The organism is Methylocapsa sp. S129 (assembly GCF_009765995.1).
Taxonomy (GTDB): domain Bacteria; phylum Pseudomonadota; class Alphaproteobacteria; order Rhizobiales; family Beijerinckiaceae; genus Roseiarcus.
Genome location: NZ_LMUI01000001.1, coordinates 1 through 462 on the forward strand (window position 1 = coordinate 1; position 462 = coordinate 462).

Here is a 462-nt window from a genome sequence, read left to right on the forward strand (position 1 = left end):
TGCGATCCCCGTCGTCTTCAAGGTCGTATAGCCAAGACCCAGATAGGCCTCGATCGTCTCAGTCCCGTCGCTCGTCGCAGAGCCCAGTTCGATCGCGCCAGCCTTCGCCGTCGCTCCGAATGTCGTCGCGGCATTCACGTTCGCCCAGTCGATCCGGCCCATCGTCGCCGATAGCGTTGCGCTCCCCGTCAGCGTCGTCAGCGTCGTTCCGGTATTGTCGCCATAGGCCGCAAGATCCGCCGAACCTTTCGCGGTCGCCGTCGTCCCCGCGATCGAGCCCGCCGTCGAGGCTACATCGACGTCGCCAGCATTCGCCAACAAAGTCGTAAAACCGATATTCCCCGTCGCTCCGATCGTCTGTGTTCCGCCGCTGGTCGCCGAGCCCAGCGTCGCAATCGTCCCGCCATAGGCTTGCGCTTCGAATGTCGTTCCCGCATTCACATTCGTCCAGGACAGCGATAC

1 protein-coding gene is annotated in these 462 nt (G+C 63.0%); it reads right to left on the reverse strand.

What is annotated here, in order from left to right:
• Positions 1-462, reverse strand: a 462-nt coding sequence (locus GSQ90_RS00005) for a hypothetical protein (protein WP_158812428.1), incomplete at both ends; no start/stop codon positions are given.